This window comes from Enterococcus sp. E5-162, from assembly GCF_035725965.1.
Taxonomy (GTDB): domain Bacteria; phylum Bacillota; class Bacilli; order Lactobacillales; family Enterococcaceae; genus Enterococcus_B; species Enterococcus_B lactis.
Genome location: NZ_JAPRFV010000006.1, coordinates 1 through 17,825 on the forward strand (window position 1 = coordinate 1; position 17,825 = coordinate 17,825).

Sequence of the window (17,825 nt, forward strand, 5' to 3'; positions counted from 1 at the left end):
AACACCACAGTGTGGTGGCGATAGCGAGAAGGATACACCTGTAACCATGCCGAACACAGAAGTTAAGCTTCTTAGCGCCGATTGTAGTGAGGGGTTGCCCCTTGTGAGAGTAGGACGTCGCCACGCTTAAGTTATCCATGGAGGTTTAGCTCAGCTGGGAGAGCATCTGCCTTACAAGCAGAGGGTCAGCGGTTCGATCCCGTTAACCTCCATATGAGCCGTTAGCTCAGTTGGTAGAGCATCTGACTTTTAATCAGAGGGTCACAGGTTCGAGCCCTGTACGGCTCATATTTTTGCGGGTGTGGCGGAATTGGCAGACGCACTAGATTTAGGATCTAGCGCCTTACGGCGTGGGGGTTCAAGTCCCTTCACCCGCATAATTTAAGTTTTACATGCCGGCTTAGCTCAGTTGGTAGAGCATCTGATTTGTAATCAGAGGGTCGAGGGTTCAAGTCCTTTAGCCGGCATCTTTAAACACGCGGAAATAGCTCAGTGGTAGAGCACCACCTTGCCAAGGTGGGGGTCGCGGGTTCGAACCCCGTTTTCCGCTTTGCCAAAGCAATCGCGCCGGGGTGGCGGAACTGGCAGACGCACAGGACTTAAAATCCTGCGGTGAGTGATCACCGTACCGGTTCGATTCCGGTCCTCGGCATTTCAAATATGCGCCCATAGCTCAACTGGATAGAGTGTTTGACTACGGATCAAAAGGTTAGGGGTTCGACTCCTCTTGGGCGCGTAGTCTTTTTTATTTTTTAAACGGGAAGTAGCTCAGCTTGGTAGAGCACTTGGTTTGGGACCAAGGGGTCGCAGGTTCGAATCCTGTCTTCCCGATTTTTTTTATCTTGCTTTTTGTTTTCAAATGATTTATAATTTTTTTAAATTGAATATGCGCCCATAGCTCAACTGGATAGAGTGTTTGACTACGGATCAAAAGGTTAGGGGTTCGACTCCTCTTGGGCGCGTCGATACGGAATAGCATATTCCGTATTTTTTTTTGTTGATTCTAAAGGATTTATTTAACAAAAAGCGTTCTTCTTTCTTTCTATTACCAAATTCGTTATAATTAAGGTCAATATTAGTCAAAGGGAATGAATAAGATGGCACATCAGAATACCTCGGATTTAATTGAATCATATATAAAGAAAATTCTGGAAAATAGTGAAATGATCGAGATTCGAAGGATTGAAATGGCAGACCTCTTTAACTGTGTTCCTTCACAAATCAACTATGTGATTAATACCCGTTTTACTATCCAACGCGGTTATTTAGTAGAGAGCAAACGCGGGGGTGGCGGCTATATACGAATTGCGAAAGTAAGAATATCAGATAAAAAACAGTTACTTGAGCAGATAAATCAGTTGTTTGATGATACAATCAGTGAGAAAAATGCTTTTGCTATTATTCAAAAACTTTATGAAGACCAAATAATTACAAAAAAAGAAGGAAACTTGATGTTAAGTGCAATTGCAAAAAACACATTGAATTTCAATGAATTTGAAGATCATACACGTGCTCGGATTCTCCGAGCATTTCTGGAACGTTTAAGTTATGAAGATGGGAAGTGAGATTAGATGGAAGAACTTTTTACTGAAAGAGCCCAAGCGGTATTAGAAATTGCACAAGAAGAAGCAAAACGATTGAAACATCAATCAGTTAGTTCAGAGCATGTTTTACTAGCGTTAGTAGTTGAACAAAATGGAATTGCTGGAAAAGTATTACGTGAAATGGATTTGAATGAGACAGAAATTTATGAAGAAATTGAACATCTGATTGGTTATGGCGGTATCCGTTCTTACCCTAAAGGAGTCTTTCTTCCATATTCTCCAAGAATGAAACAAGTTTTTGCTTTAGCTAGTAGCGAAGTAAAGAAAACGGGTTCTCAAAAAGTTGGAACAGAACATATTTTGATGAGCTTATTAAAAGATGAAAGTATCATGGCTACTCGAATTATGATCAACTTAGGTATCAGCCTTTCAAAAGCCCGACAAGTTCTGAAACAAAAAATGGGACTAGCTGGTGATTCGGGTGGAAAGGGAATGAATCGTCGTAGAAATATACAAGATAAACGGCAAACACCACAAGGCACGCCTACACTAGATTCATTAGCACGTGATTTAACGAAATTAGCAAAAGAAAACAAGTTGGACCCAGTTGTTGGACGTTCTAGAGAAGTGAAACGGCTTATCCAGATTCTTAGCCGACGGACAAAGAACAACCCTGTATTGGTGGGTGAACCTGGCGTAGGTAAAACAGCCATTGCTGAAGGGTTAGCTCAAAAAATCATTTTAGGTGAAGTACCAGAAGACATGCAAGAAAAGCGCCTGATGATGCTTGATATGGGATCTTTGGTTGCTGGTACGAAATACCGCGGTGAATTTGAAGATCGAATGAAAAAAGTCATTGACGAAATCTATAATGATGGTCAAGTAATCTTGTTCATTGATGAATTGCATACCTTAATTGGTGCAGGTGGCGCAGAAGGAGCAATTGATGCTTCGAATATCTTGAAACCGGCGTTAGCTCGAGGAGAATTACAAACGATTGGAGCAACGACTCTAGATGAATATCAAAAATATATCGAAAAAGATTCTGCATTAGAACGGCGTTTTGCACGAATTCAAGTAGATGAACCAACTCCTGAAGAAGCGGAAGAGATTCTTCAAGGATTGCGTTCAAGATATGAAGAGCACCACGGGGTAGAGATTACAGATGAAGCTGTGCGGGCAGCAGTTAATCTTTCTGTTCGTTATATCACTTCTCGTCAACTACCTGATAAAGCTATTGATTTGATTGATGAATCAGCGGCGAAAGTCCGTTTGGATCAAACCGATCACTTAACAAAATCAACTGTAATCAAATTAGAAATTGATGAATTAGTACAAGAAAAAGAAGCAGCGATCCAAAAACAAGACTTTGAAAATGCTGCGCAATTACGTAGACAAGAAAAAGCACTACGTAAAAAGCTACAAAAAGTTTCTGCAATCGAAGCAAAACAAGAACAAGGATATTCTGATCGTGTAACGGAAGAAGATGTTGCTACAGTTGTATCGGAGTGGACTGGTGTCCCTCTACAGCAGTTGGAGAAAAAAGAAAGTGAACGTTTGTTAGAATTGGAAGGTCTCCTGCATGAACGGGTGGTTGGTCAAGATGAGGCTGTCAAAGCAGTTTCACGCGCCATTCGTCGTGCACGAAGCGGCTTGAAAGATCCTGACCGTCCAATTGGATCATTTATGTTCCTTGGACCAACTGGTGTCGGAAAAACAGAGTTGGCCAAAGCACTTTCAGAAGTCATGTTCGGAAGCGAAGATGCCCTGATCCGTGTTGATATGTCAGAATTTATGGAAAAATACAGTACAAGCCGATTAATCGGATCTCCTCCAGGATACGTAGGGTATGATGAAGGTGGACAGTTGACAGAAAAAATTCGTCAAAAACCATATTCAGTGATTCTCTTAGATGAAGTGGAGAAAGCACATCCAGATGTTTTCAATTTACTTCTGCAAGTATTGGATGATGGTCATTTAACAGATTCTAAAGGTAGAAAAGTGGACTTTAGAAATACGATCATGATTATGACTTCAAATATCGGAGCGACACAAATTCGAGAAGAAAAAAATGTCGGATTTAATGTCCAAGATGTCACGAAGGATCACAAAGCCATGCAAAAACGTATCTTAGAAGAGTTAAAGAAAGCTTTCCGACCTGAATTCTTGAATCGAATTGATGAGACTGTCGTCTTCCATTCATTGAGTAAAGATGAAATCCATACAATCGTCCAAATCATGAGTAAAGCGATTATCAAGCGATTGAAAGAACAAGATATTCAAGTGAAAATCACCCCATCTGCAATCGATGTGATTGGGAAAGCCGGATTTGATCCTGAATATGGTGCACGTCCAATCCGTCGCGCACTTCAAAAAGAAATTGAAGATCGATTGAGCGAGGCATTGCTTGGCGGAGAGATTCGCTTAGGTGACCACGTAACAGTAGGTGCATCAAAAGGAAAGATCACATTGAATGTTCGCGGGCCTAAAAAGGAAACAGTAGGTTCCCTATAGGTACTCGGTCTGTGTTAGCTGAATTTTTATAATAGTAAGACTTGATTAAGAGGTTGTGACAAGATTTTTGTCACAATCTCTTTTTATATTTGGACAGAATATATCGAACTTTATTTTGACTTTTTGTGAAATAATTTTCAAAAATCCGACTTTAAATAGAAGAAGTATTGGAAAGTTTTTAGAGCTATGCTACTATTATGAAGTTGTAGGAGGAGGAAATTATGATCGAACTCATAACCACAGTAGAGACTATCAAACAAGCAGAACAGTTGCTTGCTGCAGGTGCAGACACACTATATTTCGGTGAAGAGCAATTTGGATTGCGTCTGCCTGCTTCGTTCACACGAGAAGAACAGCGACAATTAGTAGAATTAGCACACAAGCATGGTAAAAAAGCAAATATTGCTGTAAATGGGATCATTCATCCTGAAAAAATGAAAAATATACCTGAATATTTGGCTTTTTTAAAAGAAATAAACGTAGATGTGATCACAGTTGGTGATACAGGTATCATTTATACGATGAAAAAGAATCCTGAATTGCGTATACCGTATATTTATGATGCTGAAACATTAGTAACGAGTGCACGTCAAATCAATTTCTGGGCGAAAAAAGGCGCAGTTGGCGCAGTACTTGCTCGTGAAGTTCCTTTTGAAGAGATGAAGGCGATGGAAGAAAAACTCGACATTCCTGTAGAAATCCTTGTGTATGGTGCTACATGCATCCATCAATCCAAACGTCCACTGCTACAGAATTACTATAACTATACGAAGCAAGACGAACAAAAAGATCGTGAAAGAGGTCTTTTTATCTCGGAACCAAAAAAAGAAGAGACACATTATTCTATTTATGAAGATAGTCATGGCACACATATTTTTGCCAGTAATGATCTAAATCTCTCGAATGAATTGAATGAACTTTATCAGCATCATTACCGTACATGGAAATTGGACGGGTTATTTACTCCAGGCGAAAATTTCGTGACTATCACTCAACTATTCGCCGAAGCAAAAAAACAAATTTTAGAAGGTAGCTGGAATCAAGAAAAAGCAGAAAAATTGACGAGCGAAATCAACAAATTGCATCCTGAAAACCGGGAATTAGATACAGGATTCTTTTATATTGATCCTTCTGCTATCAAATAAGGAGTATGATGAATGAAATGACAGTAAAAAGAAAATTAAAACGTCCAGAAATCTTAGCGCCAGCAGGAACACTGGAAAAGTTAAAAACAGCGATCCATTATGGAGCAGATGCAGTATATATTGGCGGAAATGCGTATGGTTTAAGAAGCCGTGCAGGTAATTTTACTTATGAAGAAATGGCTGAAGGGGTTGCTTTTGCAAAAGAACACGATGCAAAAGTGTACGTTGCTGCTAATATGGTCACCCATGAAGGAAATGAAGAAGGCGCTGGGGAATTTTTCCGTAGTCTGCGCGATGTCGGTATTTCTGCAGTGATCGTTTCTGATCCAGCTTTGATCGAAATTTGCGCGACAGAAGCTCCAGGTCTGCCGATCCATTTATCTACTCAAGCTTCAGCAACCAATTTTGAGACATTGGAATTCTGGAAAGAGGAAGGGTTGGAACGTGTCGTTTTAGCTCGTGAAGTTTCAATGGAGGAAGTGGCAGAAATCCGTAAAAATACGGATATCGAAATCGAAGCATTTATTCATGGAGCCATGTGTATTTCTTATTCTGGTCGCTGCACATTGTCCAACCATATGTCAATGCGAGATGCTAATCGTGGCGGATGCTCTCAATCTTGTCGCTGGAAATATGGATTGTTCGATATGCCTTTTGGTCAAGAACGAAATAGTTTGACTGATACAGGAGAAATTGAAGAAGAATTCTCGATGAGTGCAGTTGATATGTCCATGATCGAGCATATTCCAGAATTGATTGAAAACGGCGTAGACAGCTTCAAGATCGAAGGAAGAATGAAATCGATCCATTATGTATCTACAGTGTCAAATGTCTATAAAGCAGCTGTAGACAGCTATATGGAAGATCCTGAAAACTATGTCTGCAAACAAGAATGGATCGACGAGTTATGGAAAGTGGCACAACGAGAGTTAGCTACAGGCTTTTATTACAATACACCAACTGAAAACGAGCAATTATTTGGTGAACGTCGTAAAATCCCAGTATATAAATTTGTCGGTGAAGTATTATCTTATGATGAGGCAACACAGATTGCTACGATACGTCAGAGAAACTTATTCTCTGTAGGGGATGAAATCGAATTTTATGGTCCAGGATTCAGTCATTTCAGTCAAACAGTCGAAATCATGCATAATGAAGAAGGGGAATCCATTGACCGAGCACCAAATCCAATGATGGTTTTGGCCATGCCAGTTGCACAACCAGTGAAACCTGGAGATATGATCCGGAAACGCAAATAAAGAAAAAGCTGATACATCTTTGTTTCAAGCATCTTCGCATACAAAATCTAAGAAAAGTGTTACACTTGTTTTCTGTAGAAAAAGGATCGTTAAATAAAGGTTTTGATTGATCTCTTCAATAAGGAGGAACAAAATGCAAATATATGATTACATCGTAATTGGTGGCGGCTCTGGCGGTATTGCTTCAGCAAACAGAGCAGGGATGCATGGCGCAAAAGTTTTGCTGATTGAGGCAAATGAATTAGGCGGAACCTGTGTCAATGTCGGTTGTGTACCTAAAAAAGTCATGTGGCAAGCAAGTACGATTTTGGAAACAATTGAACGCGATGCTCCAAGTTACGGCATCCAAGCAGATTTAAAAAGTGTTGATTTCGCTGATCTAGTAGAAAGACGAGAAAAATATATTGATTTTCTACACGGTGCTTACCAAAGAGGATTAGATAGCAATCATGTCGAGGCTATAAAAGGATATGCTACTTTTATCGATAGTCAAACGATTGAAGTAAACGGTGAAACTTATCATGCGCCTAAAATTTTGATTGCGACTGGAGGCCGTGCAAGCAAAATGGGCATTCCTGGTGGTGAGTACGCCATTGATTCAAATGGATTTTTTGAATTAAGGGAATTACCTAAGAGAGCAATCGTTTTAGGTGCTGGATACATCGCAGCTGAACTTTCAGGTGTATTTCGTGGTTTAGGTAGTGAAGTCATGTGGGCATACCGAAAAGAACGTCCACTTAGAACGTTTGATAAAATGCTTTCGGACAATCTGATCCAAATGTACCAAGAAGCTGGGATCAAGACTTACGCACATCATATGGCTAAAGAAATCACTAAAAACAATGACGAATACACGGTGTTATTTGAAAATGGCGAAACCTTAACTGGTGATTGTGTCCTTTTTGCAGGCGGGCGTGTGCCGAATACTGAAAATTTAGGTTTGGAAAATACAAATGTCGAATTGGACGAAAAAGGATTTATTAAAGTAGATAAATACCAGAACACAACGGATGAACATATTTTTGCGGTTGGTGATGTGATCGGTAAATTAGATTTGACTCCTGTTGCAATCGCAGCTGGCCGACGTTTGTCGGAACGTTTGTTTAATGGGAAGAAAGATTCTTATCTTGACTATAATCTTGTTCCGACAGTCGTCTTTACGCATCCACCAATTGCAACGATTGGATTGACAGAAGAAGAAGCATTGGAAAAATACGGAGAAAATGACCTGAAAGTTTATCGTTCACGCTTTACTCCAATGTACTTTGCTTTGAATGAATATCGCCAAAAATGCGAAATGAAATTGATTTGCGTCGGAAAAGAAGAAAAAATTGTCGGCTTGCATGCCATTGGTGTAGGTGTCGATGAAATGCTACAAGGTTTTGCTGTGGCTATCAAGATGGGGGCAACTAAAGAAGACTTTGATAATACAGTAGCCATCCATCCAACAGGAGCGGAAGAATTCGTAACGATGCGATAATTTAATACTAGCAGTTCTAGTAGCTTTTTATTGAATAAACCAATGTAAAACCCGAAAATCTGTATACTGATTTTCGGGCTTTTTATTTTTTCATTGTTTATGTAAGATGGCTTCGATATTTTCCCAAAACGAATAAGCAGGGAAGTTGGATATTTTGATTATCTTCGTATTCAGCTGATTCCTATCTAAAGGAAAGTCGGTCAAAACCAAATCATATTGATTGATCAACCGATAGTTCAAATCAAAAAAGCTATCCTGATATTCTTTTATTTCTTTTATCTCAGGAAATTTTTTAGTTAACAATTCCTTATATAAGAAACAAACTTTCGGTTCTTGAGAAGAAAGGATCATGACTGTATATGTCTTTTTTTTTGGAATGATTCGATCAATAAGAGCTGGAGACAGCAAAACCAGTTCTTCCAGCAATTCTTCATATAATAGACGATTGGTTAGAATAAACGAATAATTTTCTTCCACTAATGCTTGTTCATAAAAAGAAAGAATGAGTGGATCCGAATTCAAGACGATCACAAAGAATTGTTTAAAGGAATTGGTTAGAAAAGGTAAAAACTCCTTCTTGAAAGAAATCAAATGATACAAGTAATTTAATTGCTGATCAGATAACATCGTATCAGTAGATAAAGAACGATAGAAATTTTGTGACAAATTTCTTAATTTTTTGATTTCATGAGCTGGCGCCTTTACAGAAGCAAAATGGATCATCTGGCTGATTGGACGCAAAAGTTCACTAGCTGTTTCTTTAGTTAAATAGAAATGATAATTTTTCTCCATAACGGAGCAAAATGTAACGTTATTTTTCGTTCGCTCAAAAAATAAATCAATATCCATTTCGAGAGGTTGGCTTTTCACCTGATCGGATAATCTATGTTTCTTTCCGAGCCGGATAATAGAAATCAAAAAATAATAAATCAAAAACAGCTGTTTGTGGACAGATAGTTTGTTTAATGGAGGATAAAGTTTCATGTATCGTTTGATAGCTGCAGACAATATTTGGTAATGAGGAAGTTGATCCGGTGTATAGATCTCCTCGAATAAACTGCAGTAGAAAAAACGTATTTGTCTCTCCTCACCTTGAATATGTACATATGGAGTAGTGTGGATTCTAAAAAGAAATCCTCGCTTTTGAAAGGATTCATTCAGAAACATAATGATTCTGCGAATACTTGCTATACTCATAAATAACTGATCAGCTAGTTTAGCAATACAAGGTTCTTGCATCAAAATGATTTTCAACACTTGTATATGGCTTGAATGTTTTAAGATAGTACTCGTGATGCTTTCTAAATTATATTCACAAGGTAATCTCAAAGAAACTTTCTGATGCTCGTCGATATGAATAGATGCCGGAGAATGAACAAAATTAAATGCGGCAATATCAGATAAGAGTGTTTTTTTTGTTACAGCAATTTTCTTCTCTAAGTCTTCTAAATAAAATGAATCCATACTCAAAAGCATGGCTAATCTTAACTGTCTTTCTGATAATTTTTCAAGCATAGTTATATCTTCTGTCATATTTCCAACTGCGTTTTTAAGAAATAATAGATAAAACGCTCCTTCACTTCCTTTCTTTTCAGTCGTTCTTAATCATTATCCCACGTTATAGAGAAAATTGTTTCATTTGTATGTTTGTTCAACAATTTTAAGCAACAGGCAGAATAAACAGCAAAAACAGAATGCTTTGACCTCATATTTTTGTTAATTAAAATAACGTAATAACTATAAAATAAATAGTTTGATATTTTGTATTTTTGTTATTTTTAATTATGTATTTATAAATCCTTATTGTACTCTCTATATTTACATTAAAAAAATAAAACATAAATAAAAAGCTTAGATAGAAATATCATGCTTATGTTCTTTAGATTATTGTTATTTAAAATAGCAAATATAACTACTGAATGAAAATTAAACCAACTATACTTTTAATTATTTTATATAAAATTGTTTTTTTAATTTATATCTTCGAGGGTTGTAAATGATATTTCAAGGGAGTTACTCTTCATTCGATTTTTTGTTTCCGAAAATAAAAGATCATTTTCTTTTATTTTTTTGATATATACTCCATTAGATATAGTTATTTATACTGTTTATCCAAAAATAATAATTATAACATATAAAAACAGTTTTTAAGAAACAGGTTTTCCAAAATAGAAAAAAAAAAATACTAAATTCTAGCGTAAATAACTGTAGGATAGATTTAATAGCAAACGAGAAAAGGGGAAGAAAAAAATGGTAGGATTTTTAGAAAAGCAACTAGAGAGACAAATCATGCTGATCTGCTTGTTAAGCATGGATATGGCTGAGATCAACGACCTTGCGGAAGAGCTAAAAGTAACGGATAAAACAATTATTGCAGATATTGATAATTTTAATTCTTCTTGTTTTCCTGCGTACATCGAGGTCAATCAGTATAAAGAAGTAACGTTGAAAATACCCAGTAACCTCAATTTAGATGATATTTTTATCAAGATCCTAAATAATTCTATCTATATAGAAGTCTTAAAATACATTCTGATTTCAGAACCATCACTAACTGAGATTTCAGCTAAATTATTTTTGAGTAAGACAAGTGTCAGGAGAATCATTACCAAAATAAATACGTACTTTTCAAAAGAAAGATTAGATATACAAATCATCTTAACCACCAGACTTCAAATCATCGGTGATGAAATCTATATTCGCAAATTTTTCTCAAGTATGTTCAAAGAAATCTGCAAAGAAAAAGATCTTCCTTATTTTGAAATGATTTATAAAATGTTGAAACGCTGTTTGATCAAGCAAGGACGGGATGCTAGCTCTTCTAAAATCATTTATACAGTCTATTATATTTTTACTTCGATCATTCGAATCGGGAACGACCATCTGATTCCTAAAGGGGAACTGGCAGATCGACCAGCTGTCGTTGATTCAATTATGGAAACGATCAAGAGTGATACTGTCTTCTGCACACTTATTAATCAAAATTATAAATTTGTGATCAGTAGAGAAAATATAGAAAATATTTTGAGTCCATATCTCAGTCTGCTTTTTACCAATCCAGCTGAAACAGATGAGTATATGCTCAGAAGAGTAGAACTGTTTCTTAAACATTTCTATTATCTTTCCAATATCAATGAAACGGTCACACCTGAAAAGGTTTTGCATTTTACCAGTTTTATTACCTTTTATAAAGAATTGACTTTTTTCAAAGTCAGCTATGCAGATATCTTTTATAAGAAAATCCTAAAGAAAAAAGTCCAGATATGGGAAGCTTATCAAAGTGCATTGATTATCTCTAACTTGTCCTCTGTACGGAAAAATGAACTTTTGTTAAAAGAATTACTGTTGGAGCTGATTGTCTCTTCGAATGAATTACTGCATCAAGTGGAGCCAAAATTAAAAGAACGGTCTATTTTGTTATTAAGTTCACAAGAAATGGGACTGCCTATTTTATATAAGAACTTGATTTTGAATAAGTACCCTTCTTTTAAGAAAATCGATATTTATGAAAAAGATGTTTTTTCTTTAGACTATACACTGATCAACCAATACGACCTAGTATTGACCGATGTGAATTTGAATTTGAATCGCATATCTTCTGCCATTCTGAAAATTTCTAAAGTACCGACGGATGCTTTCTGGCATAATTTGGAAACATTTCTTCATTCTACTTGAGAAAAGAGTTGCCAATAAATTATTATTTCGGAAAAAGTAGGCGTGGTATAGACAATTTTCAGCGTTAAGATAAAAATAAAAACACTGGAGGAACGAAAATGAAAGAGTTAATCGGTTTATTTTGTATTTTATCCTTTACGTTCAGAATATTGGCCTCAATGATCAAAGCATTGTATTACGTGGCAAGAACCCTTGTTTTATTACCAGTCGCAGGATACAAGTGTTACAAAGAATGCAAAGCCAACAAAAGAGAGAGCAATCTTTTAAATATTTCATCTACATCATCAAGGGAAAACAATAGACAATATGGGACTATTGCCAATCGGATATCAGAAGCTTTCAAGGATGCAGATAAGACAAATGAGTCAAAAAACGAACCGATTTTACACAAGGAACAAGCAATTTGTCGTTAACCGCAACTGTATATAGAGTAAAAATCTGAGAGGAAGTAAAAAAGATGCTTACACCAATCAATCAAAAGTTATTTGAACTTCTGGAATACAACTTGGCAGATGAACGATTTACAAAAGAACCATCTCCCTTCGTAAACCCACGCGACCCGAACATTGAAATCAATATGGATAAGTTGAACGAATCTGTTTCAGAAGCAATTGAGGGGAAAATAAAAAACGTTAACTGATGAACAGAAGCTATATAGTTATCTTTCGGAGGAAAAGCAACTTCAAATTGTGATCAATAACATAAAGAAACAACCTTTAGGGGAGATGGAGCAGGAAAAAAATTTTTTAGAGGAAAAGGTCCAGAAAGTCACTGAACATAAAAATAAACTTGAACAACAAAGAGAATCTGTTACTTATGGAGCTCCTGAGAAACCAGCTCTTAACACCGATAGCTATCAAAATGAAATGCTGATCTTATCTAGAATAAATGTGGCAGAAAACAAATATCGTCTTGATCAAATAAATGAGCCTTCTAATAAAGCTAGGGAAAGAGTAGAAAAACTAAGAATAGAAGCTACCCAGTTAAAAAAACATTTGTCTAGAGATTTAGAGAAAAAAAAACAAGAAATCACAAAAATTGAATCCACTTTGCCTCCAGCACCTGAGGATAAAGAGCGAAGAAAAAGTTGGGAAATGAATAACAATGTGGTGATTGTACAGCTCCAAAAACTAATAGAAGAAAAAGCAGTCATCGAATCACAGATATCGGCAATAGCTAAGATTGAACGTTCTCAAGATGTTCCTACTAAGACAAAAGAATTTTCACAAGAATTACCGAAAAAGGAAGATATCCCAAAAGAGCAGCCTAGCCAAATAGTCAAAGAAAGTGTCCCTCTGCATCGAGCTGATAGTGAAAAGGTGCAACCGAGTATTCCAGTGCCATCTCCTATGCCAAGTAAAGAATTATGGCAGAGACAAGAAACACAAAAATCAGAGAAAGCACCTCATCCTATTGAGCCGAACGTTATCATTCAAGAGAATCCTAGCCAAAAACGGGAAAATGGACCTCGTCCAAGAGCTGCTAGCGATCCTGGAGAGTCTCGGACAGACGTACCAGATAGTGGTAAAAAGACGCAAGATACACCTGAAATAGCCAAGGAAGTTACACCAGATATATCAAATAAAGATGCTTTACATACAGCAATCGGCGAAAACTTAAAAGCTAGACAAGAACTACTCCAAGTGACGATCGAAAAACAAAAAGAAATATTTGGTATCATTCCTAAAAAAGCGAAACATTTACCAGAATTAAATGCGATAGATAAGAAGATCCAAGAAAATGAAGCCGAACTCGCGAAACTGAAGATCCAGTTAGATGACCCTAAAACGTGGAAGCCCGAAATGATTCAACTGCCAAAAGGGCAATCAGCTACTGTTGAAAATATCAAAGCAGATACAGACAAGATCAAAACAGATATCGAAAAGATCAAAAGCATGGATATCAAAGATTTAAAAAAAGAACTATTCCCACATTCTAAAAAAATGCGTTGGCTCCGCCGAGCGTTGCATCTATGGCCTTTGGCGGCATATCCTTTATTTGTGAGTTGGGCAGTGATGATTTTACCAGCTCTGACGGTTAGTCTCTATGCGGCACCAGTTGCGATTACTGCTTTTTCTTTCTTTTGTGCCAGTTATTATGTCCCTAAATTAATCAATTATGCGAGAAAAAAAATAGCCAATCGACGCGAAGCTCAGAAAGATAAAGAAGAACTAAATAAAGGACTGACAAAAGAAAAAGAGCAGCCAGAAGCAACAAAAGAAGCAGACAAAGAAACAGAAAAAGAAGCAAAGAAAATAGATATAACGACAAATGAAAAAGACAAAGAAACGCTTAAAGGAGAAAAAACGGCAGAACCAAGTCTGGAACCTTCCACGAAAAAAGATTGGAAAGCCAAAACGAAAGATTTCTTGAAGAACAATTGGAAGACGCTAGCGATCATAGTAGGCGGAAGTACGTTGATTGCAGTGGCTTCTGTATTCCTCATGCCAATCATTGCACCTGGACTAGTTGGGGCCGGTATATTTACTCTTGGAACTGTAGCGTTGATGGGGGCTTCTGTGGGTATCGGGGCGCAACTGATTGACAAATTTGGATTGAAAAAAGTAGAAAATCATTTGAATAAAAGAGAAGAGAAAAACTTTGATCAAAAATTAGAAAAAGCACTTCATTCATTTGACCTCTCGAATCAAAAAGAAGAGAAAGTTAAAGAGGTACAAGAAAAAACAAAAGACTCAAAAGTGCAAGAAACAAAAGAACAAAACATCTCGTCAGATAGTTCTCGAACAAGCTCAGTAGTTTCTCAGGATGCTTTAGGTGCCAAAAGAAGCTCAATAAGTTCTCAAGGTTCTCTTGGACCCATAGACTACAACTTGTTTGCACACTCAAAGCCAGTGAATCACAAGGAAGACCGCCTAATTCAATTAGAAGTCCAGAAGAATCCATCGAAGTTGGCGTACGTTATTTTGCTCGTCTTCTGAAAAAAGCACAGGAAAACCAGAAGAATGAGCGAGCTGCTGTCCAGGCATATAACTTTGGAGAAGGATATTTAGATGACTTGATCCGAAGAAATAGTGATTACTCCTTTGATGACAGCAGAATCTTTGCCCGAGATAAAAGTAATGGGAAAACCGTTCCGTATCACAATCCTATTGCGTTGCGGTTTGGTTATACGTGGCGATATGATTATGGAAATATGTTTTATGCGCAACTTGTAACGAATAATATCATGGTCGAGAGTGGACGTATGGTAGAAATAGCTAGAGAAGAGTTAGGGAATTTGAATGGTGATAAATACTGGCGCTGGTTTGGTTTTGAAAATCGTGCAGAATGGTCTGCGATGTTCGTTTCATGGGTGGCAGATCAAGCAGGGTATATCAACCAGAATCGAGTATTGAAGACTCCGAATGTATTAGCGATGAGAGACTGGTTCTACGAAAATGAAAAATTCAAACGTCATGATGAAGAGTATTTACCACAATCTGGTGATCTTATTTTCTTTGATTGGACAGGTGGAAGAACTGGCAAGGATTTTGTCGGAATCGTGGAATATGCAGGGGGCGGAATGGTCCAAGTCATCGAAGGAAATTCCGACAATCGAGTAAGAAGAAGAACCTATGCTTTAGATAGCATAGCTATCTCGGGGTATGGAACCCCATAATCTTATTTTTTAAGAAAGGTGCGAAGATGCTTAAAAATTTTTTAGAGACGAAAGCTGGAAGAAACATCATTATCAGTACGATCAAAGATCTTGCTGATACTGCTAATGTCAAGTTACACCTTCTCAATGAACAAGAAATATCTCAAGAGTTGAACAATTTATTGCCAGCTGTGCGTAGAGAAGGAGAGATTAATAAACAAAATCCAAACTTAGAAAATAAAGTAGGACAAGCGCGTAGAAATGCTAAGTCTATGAGAAATTCATTAGTTCAAGAAAATTCTCATCAAGTTCGCTGATACGAATCAAAAAAATAAGGAACTGTGACAAAAGTCTTGTCGCAGTTCCTTTTTCCGAATAAACGGTGTTCCAGAAGTAACTTCTTCGGAAATAAGCCGAAATTTCACAAAAATTTGAAAAGCAATTTTCGTAAACTCCTTCTTATTTCTTGAAGCTGACCACTTCTGTTACAACCTCTTCAAATCGTTAAATGGATTGCACAATGATCGTTAGTAATAGACCCAATACATAGCTAGCATTGAACAAGACCATATTTTTGATGGAATAGCTGAAACTGATAGGTTGGGGTAATGTTTGCTTGAATTGATCTAAATGCTTCTTCACAATTGGCAAAGTCAAGAAGGTGACTAAGATTGGCCATTCATAGATACCACTCAACAAGCCCATCAAGATCACAAAATAGCAAGCATACATCAATAACTGGAATAAGACTGTTCCTGCTGGGCGTCCGATATAAAAAACCAGTGTATAGCGATGATTTTCAATATCGCGGTCAAGATCTCGTAAATTATTAGCTAACATGATATTGGCAATCGTAAACACCAAGGGTAAGGAAGCCAATACAATGGCTGCTACAGCCCAAAGGTTTCCTACCAAAGCAAATTGTCCGGATGAAAAATCGATTGTCAGATCATAGACATCCGAACCGAATGTATTGACATAAACGACCATGGCAAAAATCCCAAGTCCCATAGTCACCCCGCTGAAGATTTCCCCTAAAGGCATTCGTGACAAGGGAATGGGACCGAATGTATAAAATACTCCGATGAAACAACAGATAAATCCCATCAAAAGCAAAAGCCAACCCGTATTGATTGTTAAAATAACGCCAATAACAAAAACAAATGCGATCATCGCTAAAATCATGTTTCGGATCAATACAGGGGATAGATTTCGGCGACCAATGACGTTTTCTTCATACTTATATACTTCAGAATGCGCCTTTTCATAATCCATGTAATTATTGATCGCGGTTGTCGCTAAATCAAAAACTAGCATCCCAACAAAAAATAAAAAAGTGTTCAACCAATGTATCTCGTGAAAAAAAGCGATAGAGAATAATACCCCTACCGCAAAAGGAAATACACTAGCCACCTTTGTTCGTATTTCAACTACTTCTAAAAAGATTTTTAGTGTCATGGTTCGTGCTCCTTATTTTAGTTCAGAACGGTCACCCATCGTGTAATGGGAGTCCTCAGATAATTTGAAAGTGTCTTTGATCGGATCGGTCACATATACTTTATCGTCTTTTGTCACGAAGATTGCTTCCGTCCCATTGTTCAATTCACTTTCAACATATTCCAGACCTTTTTTCACACCCATTGAAAAGACTGCTGTAGACAGACCGTCACCATCAATGGATTTATCTGTTATGATCGTGACACTTGCGATATCGTTGTCGAATGGATAACCTGTTTTTGGATCAAACAAATGATGGTATTTTTTGCCATCTACTTCTAAATAGCGCTCATAAATTCCAGAAGTAACTAATGTTTTGTTCCGTTCTTTGATAGAACCTAAAACAGAGCCACGAGCCATATTTGGATCTTGGATGCCGACTGTCCAGTCTTGGTTTTCGCCTCTTGGGCTGTGTCCTAAGACATAGACATTCCCACCTAAATCAACGATAGCAGTAGTCACACCTTGTTTCTTCAAGACTTTCACTACTTCGTCTGTAATGTAGCCTTTGGCGATCGCCCCTAAGTCGATGATCATTCCTTTTTCTTTTAGATAGACCGTTTTTTCTTGGTCATTTAGTTCAATTTTATGATAATCCACTAATTTCAATGCCTGATCGATTTCTTCTTGTGAAGGTTTTCTGGCGTCATCAAATCCGATTCGCCATAATTGAGTGATTGCACCGATTGCCATATCGAATCCGCCTTGAGAATCTTGGCTGTATTCATAGGCTCGTTTGACTAATGTGTAGACGTCGTCAGAAACTTTTACGGGTTTGATTCCAGCCTGTTCATTCACTTCATCAATCTCGGAACCTTTTTGGTTGATCGTGATTTTATCACCAAGCTCTTTTACTCGATCAAAGGCAGGTTTCAATGCTGCTTCTTTGCCTTCATCATACACACGGATACGAACGTAAGTCCCTAACAAGAACTGTTCATCAGAGTACGGATCTTTCAAGATCTTGGTAGAAGCTGAACTTTCAGTGGTTGTTTTTTTTGCTGAATTAGTACAGCCAGTTAGCACCATAAAAGAGATGCCCAGTGTGATTAAGGAAAATAGTAGTTTTTTCCGCATTGTTTTCCTCTCTTCATTTTGAAAGGTGAGACGACT

The 17,825-nt window shown here is 37.3% G+C and carries 13 protein-coding genes, 9 tRNA genes, 1 rRNA gene and 1 pseudogene; 21 read left to right on the plus strand and 3 right to left on the minus strand.

Features of this window, described 5'->3' with window-relative positions; all coding sequences use genetic code 11:
- Positions 1-10 precede the first annotated feature (10 nt).
- The 15 genes from rrf (at position 11) to gor (ending at position 7,942) form a co-directional block, all read left to right on the plus strand.
- Positions 11-126: ribosomal RNA gene (gene rrf, locus OZZ83_RS07250) — 5S ribosomal RNA — on the plus strand.
- 13 nt (positions 127-139) lie between these two features.
- Positions 140-212, plus strand: a tRNA-Val gene (locus OZZ83_RS07255).
- A 3-nt stretch (positions 213-215) separates the two neighbouring features.
- Positions 216-288, plus strand: a tRNA-Lys gene (locus OZZ83_RS07260).
- 7 nt (positions 289-295) lie between these two features.
- Positions 296-377, plus strand: a tRNA-Leu gene (locus OZZ83_RS07265).
- Positions 378-394: 17 nt separating this feature from the next.
- A tRNA-Thr gene (locus tag OZZ83_RS07270) sits at positions 395-467 on the plus strand.
- A gap of 11 nt (positions 468-478) precedes the next feature.
- A tRNA-Gly gene (locus OZZ83_RS07275) sits at positions 479-550 on the plus strand.
- Between the two features lie 16 nt (positions 551-566).
- Positions 567-652: transfer RNA gene (locus OZZ83_RS07280), tRNA-Leu, on the plus strand.
- A gap of 10 nt (positions 653-662) precedes the next feature.
- Positions 663-736, plus strand: a tRNA-Arg gene (locus OZZ83_RS07285).
- Positions 737-757: 21 nt separating this feature from the next.
- A tRNA-Pro gene (locus OZZ83_RS07290) sits at positions 758-831 on the plus strand.
- Between the two features lie 57 nt (positions 832-888).
- Positions 889-962: transfer RNA gene (locus tag OZZ83_RS07295), tRNA-Arg, on the plus strand.
- A 135-nt stretch (positions 963-1,097) separates the two neighbouring features.
- Positions 1,098-1,565 carry a CtsR family transcriptional regulator gene (locus OZZ83_RS07300; protein ID WP_002310600.1) on the plus strand — a complete coding sequence of 156 codons (468 nt, stop codon included), beginning with the start codon at positions 1,098-1,100 and terminating at the stop codon, positions 1,563-1,565.
- A gap of 6 nt (positions 1,566-1,571) precedes the next feature.
- Positions 1,572-4,058 carry an ATP-dependent Clp protease ATP-binding subunit gene (locus OZZ83_RS07305; RefSeq protein WP_002310599.1) on the plus strand — a complete coding sequence of 829 codons (2,487 nt, stop codon included), beginning with the start codon at positions 1,572-1,574 and terminating at the stop codon, positions 4,056-4,058.
- Positions 4,059-4,279: 221 nt separating this feature from the next.
- The gene (locus OZZ83_RS07310) at positions 4,280-5,203 is read left to right on the plus strand and encodes a peptidase U32 family protein (protein ID WP_104760424.1); all 924 of its coding nucleotides are present in this window, start codon (positions 4,280-4,282) and stop codon (positions 5,201-5,203) included.
- 5 nt (positions 5,204-5,208) lie between these two features.
- Complete coding sequence (locus tag OZZ83_RS07315) at positions 5,209-6,462, plus strand: peptidase U32 family protein (protein ID WP_002310597.1); 1,254 nt, start codon at positions 5,209-5,211, stop codon at positions 6,460-6,462.
- Between the two features lie 133 nt (positions 6,463-6,595).
- Complete coding sequence (gor, locus tag OZZ83_RS07320; protein WP_252706714.1) at positions 6,596-7,942, plus strand: glutathione-disulfide reductase; 1,347 nt, start codon at positions 6,596-6,598, stop codon at positions 7,940-7,942.
- A gap of 90 nt (positions 7,943-8,032) precedes the next feature.
- Here gor and OZZ83_RS07325 read toward each other — a convergent pair whose 3' ends face one another.
- On the minus strand, positions 8,033-9,475 hold the full coding sequence (locus OZZ83_RS07325; protein ID WP_278023515.1) for a helix-turn-helix domain-containing protein: 1,443 nt from the start codon (positions 9,473-9,475) through the stop codon (positions 8,033-8,035).
- A 717-nt stretch (positions 9,476-10,192) separates the two neighbouring features.
- Here OZZ83_RS07325 and OZZ83_RS07330 point away from each other — a divergent pair.
- The 6 genes and pseudogenes from OZZ83_RS07330 to OZZ83_RS07355 all read left to right on the plus strand — a co-directional run bounded on the left by OZZ83_RS07330 (position 10,193) and on the right by OZZ83_RS07355 (position 15,532).
- Positions 10,193-11,617 carry a helix-turn-helix domain-containing protein gene (locus OZZ83_RS07330; protein WP_104835500.1) on the plus strand — a complete coding sequence of 475 codons (1,425 nt, stop codon included), beginning with the start codon at positions 10,193-10,195 and terminating at the stop codon, positions 11,615-11,617.
- Positions 11,618-11,715: 98 nt separating this feature from the next.
- Positions 11,716-12,030 (plus strand): hypothetical protein, encoded by a 315-nt coding sequence (locus OZZ83_RS07335; RefSeq protein ID WP_002345603.1) that lies wholly within the window; start codon positions 11,716-11,718, stop codon positions 12,028-12,030.
- Positions 12,031-12,074: 44 nt separating this feature from the next.
- Positions 12,075-12,257 carry a hypothetical protein gene (locus OZZ83_RS07340; protein ID WP_278023517.1) on the plus strand — a complete coding sequence of 61 codons (183 nt, stop codon included), beginning with the start codon at positions 12,075-12,077 and terminating at the stop codon, positions 12,255-12,257.
- 85 nt (positions 12,258-12,342) lie between these two features.
- Positions 12,343-14,556: a hypothetical protein gene (locus OZZ83_RS07345; RefSeq protein ID WP_325066032.1), complete on the plus strand. Its 2,214-nt coding sequence runs from the start codon at positions 12,343-12,345 to the stop codon at positions 14,554-14,556.
- A pseudogene (locus OZZ83_RS07350) lies at positions 14,460-15,236 on the plus strand (lysozyme family protein); the annotation flags it as partial. The gene OZZ83_RS07345 and the pseudogene OZZ83_RS07350, both read left to right, overlap by 97 nt.
- A gap of 26 nt (positions 15,237-15,262) precedes the next feature.
- Complete coding sequence (locus tag OZZ83_RS07355; RefSeq protein ID WP_278023522.1) at positions 15,263-15,532, plus strand: hypothetical protein; 270 nt, start codon at positions 15,263-15,265, stop codon at positions 15,530-15,532.
- Between the two features lie 187 nt (positions 15,533-15,719).
- Here the strand turns inward: OZZ83_RS07355 and menA are convergent, their stop codons facing one another.
- On the minus strand, positions 15,720-16,673 hold the full coding sequence (gene menA / locus OZZ83_RS07360) for a 1,4-dihydroxy-2-naphthoate polyprenyltransferase (RefSeq protein ID WP_002347986.1): 954 nt from the start codon (positions 16,671-16,673) through the stop codon (positions 15,720-15,722).
- 12 nt (positions 16,674-16,685) lie between these two features.
- The gene (locus OZZ83_RS07365; protein ID WP_002310577.1) at positions 16,686-17,789 is read right to left on the minus strand and encodes an FAD:protein FMN transferase; all 1,104 of its coding nucleotides are present in this window, start codon (positions 17,787-17,789) and stop codon (positions 16,686-16,688) included.
- Positions 17,790-17,825 lie beyond the last annotated feature (36 nt).